Origin of the sequence: Bradyrhizobium elkanii WSM2783, assembly GCF_000472865.1 — a bacterium.
Classification (GTDB): Bacteria; Pseudomonadota; Alphaproteobacteria; order Rhizobiales; family Xanthobacteraceae; genus Bradyrhizobium; species Bradyrhizobium elkanii_A.
The window spans coordinates 1-5,378 of record NZ_AXAP01000180.1 but is presented as its reverse complement, the minus strand read 5'-3'; the positions used below and the strand labels follow the sequence as shown (position 1 = coordinate 5,378).

The 5,378-nt window shown below is 55.2% G+C and carries 5 protein-coding genes and 1 pseudogene; 1 reads left to right on the top strand and 5 read right to left on the bottom strand.

Features of this window, described 5'->3' with window-relative positions:
* Window positions 1-247: pseudogene (locus YY7_RS0149375) on the top strand (IS256 family transposase); the annotation flags it as partial.
* A 340-nt stretch (window positions 248-587) separates the two neighbouring features.
* On the opposite strand, the gene YY7_RS56120 reads toward YY7_RS0149375, so the two are convergent.
* From YY7_RS56120 to YY7_RS56110, 5 genes are all read right to left on the bottom strand, one after another.
* The gene (locus YY7_RS56120) at window positions 588-1,490 is read right to left on the bottom strand and encodes an NAD(P)-dependent oxidoreductase (protein WP_051397382.1); all 903 of its coding nucleotides are present in this window, start codon (window positions 1,488-1,490) and stop codon (window positions 588-590) included.
* 11 nt (window positions 1,491-1,501) lie between these two features.
* Window positions 1,502-2,182, bottom strand: a complete 681-nt coding sequence (locus YY7_RS0149365) for an HAD family hydrolase (RefSeq protein WP_028169371.1) — start codon at window positions 2,180-2,182, stop codon at window positions 1,502-1,504.
* 7 nt (window positions 2,183-2,189) lie between these two features.
* Window positions 2,190-3,776, bottom strand: a complete 1,587-nt coding sequence (locus YY7_RS56115) for a hypothetical protein (protein WP_245287707.1) — start codon at window positions 3,774-3,776, stop codon at window positions 2,190-2,192.
* A 546-nt stretch (window positions 3,777-4,322) separates the two neighbouring features.
* The gene (locus YY7_RS0149355; RefSeq protein WP_028169370.1) at window positions 4,323-4,745 is read right to left on the bottom strand and encodes a hypothetical protein; all 423 of its coding nucleotides are present in this window, start codon (window positions 4,743-4,745) and stop codon (window positions 4,323-4,325) included.
* 388 nt (window positions 4,746-5,133) lie between these two features.
* Window positions 5,134-5,378, bottom strand: a 245-nt coding sequence (locus YY7_RS56110; protein ID WP_035693224.1) for a transposase, incomplete at its 5' end; no start/stop codon positions are given.

Here is a 5,378-nt window from a genome sequence, read left to right as displayed (position 1 = left end):
TTGGGACCACCTGCGCACATCCAACCCGATCGAAAGCGTCTTCGCCACAGTCCGCCACCGGACCGTCCGCTCCAAGGGAAGCCTGTCGCACAAGACGGCAAGGCTCATGGTCTTCAAGCTCGTCATGAGCGCCGCCAAAACCTGGCGCCGGCTGAAGGGCGAAAATCAGTTGCCAAGGGTCATTGCCGGCGTCAAATTTACCGACGGCGTCGCAGAATCGACGACGCCAGCTAACCGCGCCGCCTGATCGGCCCCATCACCCAATTTCGGCCATAGCTCAAGTGCCCTATCTTTTCGGCATATTTTCGGCGACTGCTGTACGGTTGCACAAATTTTCAGGATTTGTCGTTCAGCGAGAAGCCAATCGCAGATTAAGCGGAACTGTGTTCGATCTTCTGCGACAGCGCCCATCCACCGTCAGCGAAATGTTCAGGGCAGCACCGGTAGGGAAGGAGAAAAGAATCGAAAGCAACATTTGCGGCACCTTGCCGGGTCAGGAACAACCGCCGACTGCCGAAATCGCGACGGTCATCGAAGTCTGCAGCACACCAGTTTTTCGGGTGCTGTTACTATGTCATCCGTTGTCCTCAGAGAAGCGCGAGATGAGGTAAGGTGAGTTCACCTTTGCCTTCGGCAACAGAGGTGTGTAATTTTTGCGCGGCGGCAGTCAGAACCGGCACTGCTATTGCGGTTTCGCCTGCTAACCGCACGGCGCAATCAATATCCTTTGCGGCATTGGTAATGGATATCGCCAAAACATCCGGTCTTTCGCCCAACATAAAGGCTGCGAAATTCTGGAATATTCCGCTGTTGGTCGCGCCGCGACTGACTAACGAGCGTAAGGTTGCAAGATCAACGCCAAGGCCATCGGCAAACCGGCAAGTTTCAGCAGTTACCGCCGCTATGCCCATCGTCATGCCGTTATAGACCAGCTGGAGCTTATGGCCTTGCCCGACATCGCCGACAGGGACGATGTTCTCGCAAAACGCAGCAAGAATATCGGCAGCGATACGGAAACTTTTCCCATCCGATCCAACAACGGCGTTGAGACGTCCTTGCTCTGCATGTTCAGGGCTTCGCGTTACGGGGGCATCTATAAAGGCTAAGCGATGCTTTTGGGCCTGTTCGGCCAAAACGAGCGTTGAAGCAGGATGAGACGTTGTGCAGTCAAGTATCAGACTCTGTCGGGGTAAATTCGCGAACAATCCGTGTTGCCCAAGACAGACTGCCTCAACCTCGCGGCTTGAAGGCAAGGACAAAACGACGACATTTACATGCCTGGCCAATTCAGCAATGGAAGCACGTTCACAAGCGCCCATGCCGATTAAACGTTCCGCACCCCTACGGTTCTTGTTGGCTTTGATATGCAATTCGGCGCCATGACGCAAAAGACTGATCCCTATGCCGGTTCCCATGTTTCCTGCGCCGATCAGGCCGATCTTTTGTCGCGCTGGCATAGGCGTTGCGGTCGATAATGGATTTCCAGTCATGCTCTCGCTCACTATGCATTTCGAAAAAAGCCGGTTTCTTGCAGAACGCGCAGCCGCTTATGATGGTTATCAATGAGGTAGTCCGGCTGCGCCGCGTGCAAACGCGACTCGGACACAAACCCGCCGGTAATGGCTACGCTGATCAAGCCAAGATTGCGTGCAATATCCGTTTCGACCGGCATGTCCCCGATGAAGACGGTTGACCCAGGGTTCAGATTGTGTGTTTGCATGTACAGCTGAAGCCGTTCGCCTTTGCTCATGCTTTTGTATTGAGTAGCGCGGCTTTCAAAGGCCAGAACCTCATCGACGCAATCGTCGATTCCAAGCCTTCGCAATTGGGTACGGAGGGGTTCGACTATATGGTTGCTCAGAATGATGGTGGAAACGGCCTGTTGACGCGCCGTTTCCAAAATGCGGCGGGCGCCGTCGCGCAGATCGGCTTTGCTCGCCAGCGGCTCGTAGGTGTCGTGAAAAATAGCGCTGCCATCGCTATCCACTGTTTCGACTTCGCGTTCCGACATTCCGAGATTGCGGTAAAGGACGGAAAGTGGAACGTCGCACTGGTCCAAAAAAGTTTGCATGTCGATGGCAGCGCGGCCGAACCGGCTCAGAATGGCGTTCGTCGTTTGCAGCAAGGCATCGGCATCGTCGAGCAGAGTGCCGTTCCAATCGAATACAAGAGCCGGCTTCATCGTGACCTCAGGCAGCGGATACTTTTGTGAAGGCGAGATCGGCGACCAATCTATTCAAGTTTTCGTTCGCGCGTTTTTGCCCCGCAGGAGTTGGCATCTCGACCGTAAACGGAGATAGATCGATTCCATCATGCCCCTGCGGCAGCAAGGATACGAGAGAATGAAAGGGCAGACAAGTGACGCTGGCAGCATTGATGGACAAAGCAATGTGCCTTTCGATCACCGTGAGCGTTTGCGACTCGATTTTATGGAAACGCAGACTGTTCTGTCGCGCTTCGGGTGGCAATGTTTTCCAGACTTTCCAGAACGCCAACTCATCAATCGTGTCGATACCCATGCCGTAGTAATTTGGCGCTACGATGGGCGGAGAACCGATTGCCCAATGCACAGCCTTGGCCCCGGCGGCAAGGAGCATTTCCGTCACTGCCCGGCTTGTATCGCCGCGAATGAGCGCCTCATCGGCTATAATTATGGTTCGGCCTGTAACGTCTTTGCTTGCGACCCGGTACTTTTGCGCGATAAGCGATTTGCGTTCGCCAGCGATGCCTATGAGCGTGCGCTCCGAACAGCATGTTGCGATCACTTCGTGCCTTCGAACGAGGGCACCCTGTTGTTCGGCCAGAGATGCGAATAGAACATCGGCATACGGCTTTCCTGTACGCGGCATGGAAGAAACGATGATGGGGGCGGAGCCCGTTTCGACCACTAAAGTCGGCGAGATAATTCGACCCAGGGTAACGCCTATATTGTGACGGGTGCTCAGATGAGAGTGGCCTCGTATCGACGTTTTCGTATTTCCTAGATAGAGCGTCTCATAGGCGCAAAGCTTTGGGCTGTGTCCAGCACGGCCAACAAAGCGAGTGATGCAATCTCCCGTTTGTCCGTCCACATACTTGATGTGACTTGGCAATATCTCGTCCGCTTGGCCTTGTCCGGAGAAAGCGCAATTTTCGGAGGCAAAGAGTACAAAACCGTCTTCGGTTTTCATGAATTCCAAAGGCCGCAAATCACTACGATTGCGGAAAGCAGTTAGATTACCTTGACCATCCAATAAAAGTGCGATGACGGCCCCATCAATACGGACATCAATGTCACGAAAGACTTTCTCGTAATCAACCGGCAAAGCGTGCTGCCAATAGTCTTTTTGACAAATGCGCTCAATAAGCTTGAGCGGAAGCTCTGCATCCGTTCTGCTGCCAAACCGATAGCCTTGGGCAAGCAGTTCTTCCTTAAGTTCATCAGCGTTGGCCAAAGCGCCGTTCAAACAAACGGTCAAGTGGCGATGGCCGGCTTTATGGTTGTCAAGGGGCTGGACGTCGCCGTCACTGTTCTCCCGGGAAGATGGAGTACGAATATGTGCTATCGCTACATGTGGCCTGAAATTCGCACCCTGTTCATCATAATCAATCGTTGCGAAGTCGCGTGGTGGCCGACATGACTTTGTATATTGAAAACCTTTTGCATGCATGAACGCGGCAACGCCGAACCCCGCCTGTCCACGGTTTTCAAGCTTCGGAACCATGTGCTTGAGCCGATCGTAAACCGTCTTTTGTGAACGGCTTGGCAACAGAAAAGCGCCTGCAATACCGGACAAGCTTCTCTCCTTTGGACAACGACTGTTACCGTGTCATCGTTTGACGCTGCGTGTTGTTGTGTTCAACCGTGTCCGGTTGAAGACATCCATGTCCGGAGCCAGACACCAAGGCGGAAGGAATCCGGCGGCTCGGCGCGAAGCACATGGTCTTGCCCTTCATCAAGCAAGGCTCGTACCAGGGCTTTGTCGGCGCGCCTGAAGCTGCCTCTCACGACGCTGTCTCAGTCGCGGCAGGTTCGTCATGCAAATAGTCGCGACAATCTAGCTTTCGTAGGCAGGGGAAAGGCGAGAGTTATCCAGCATTCGCCGGCTTAGGGGCCGCAGTCTTGGCTTACGTCATGGTTGGTGCACTGCGCGCGGTGCATGCGAGTCGAATGCGGCGAACAGTATCAGGAACGATATGTGTGGGATCGAAAAGAACTGCACCGAATATGAAGGTAAATTCGAATGGACCCGAAGCGGCGGGCCCGGTACTGGTTGAATAGCGTGTGTAGAGGAGTTTCAGCTTATGCAGCAGAGGTGTGCGCAGCTGGGCTGCAGATGTGCTCAGCGGTGCACCTTCGCTGCAGGAATCCTATTATCGTTCAGAAGGCTCGGGTGATACGATCGCACACTGGGAAGCTTGACCAACCCGATGCTCAACATACGAACAACTCCGGAGCTGGCGCCGCCGAGACGGGGCCGGCGTGGGAAAAGGGCGAGGGCTGACGCTCCCGAGTGATCCGGCGAACGCGAACATTCAACCATAGCAGCATCCAAGCCTTCGCCATGCGCGGGCGCTCCAATCGTGATGCCATAGCCGACCGAACGGCGAACCGCGGCGCGGCATTTCATCTTCGAGATGAGCGTCGGCACGAATCGTATCTGGTCCTCAACAACCTCCGCCTCCCGGTGCCCACCCTCGTCGAGCGGCAGCCCGACGATGAACGTCTTTGTGAGATTCCAGCCGCCATTCTTGATATCGTACAACCGAGGAGCACGTTTGTTCTCAGCGGCAAGTTCTTATCGATCCGGTACATAAGCCGACTATCGAAAAATGAGATCTAGACTCGACGCCTTGGTACGACGGCTTACTGGCGCCAGATAAAGTGGGGAAGGAGCCGTATAACTGCACGAGATCAAAATTAAGACCGGAATTGTGCAACATGAACCGACAGGTTGCGACGTAGCCTGCAACTTCAGCCCCGGTGTGGCTCGCTCTGCTTAGTTCTGTGCGTCAAGTTCAGCAAAATTGATCATGGGGTCCGGCCAAGCCATCCCCTCGGAGCCGCCGTCGCTCGCTCGCCCCAAGCGCAGCGCTGGCGAGCGACGGCGGCGGAGAGGGGGTGGCCCATCCCCTTGGTGGGCCTGAGCATTGTCAGGCCGCCCGGCGTAGNGTCTCCTTCTTGTGCTCCTTCAAGAGGTCCATGTTCAGATAGCGATGGTCCTCGAGCCAGGCCTCGTGGCGCTCGACGGTCAGCGCCCGCACCAGCCTTAGGCAGCTCTCGGCATTGGGGAAGATTCGCACCACGTAGGTGCGCCGCCGGATCTCCTCGTTGAGGCGCTCCAGCATGTTGGTCGACTTCATGTGCTTGCGGTGCACCAGCGGCAGACGGAAGTAGG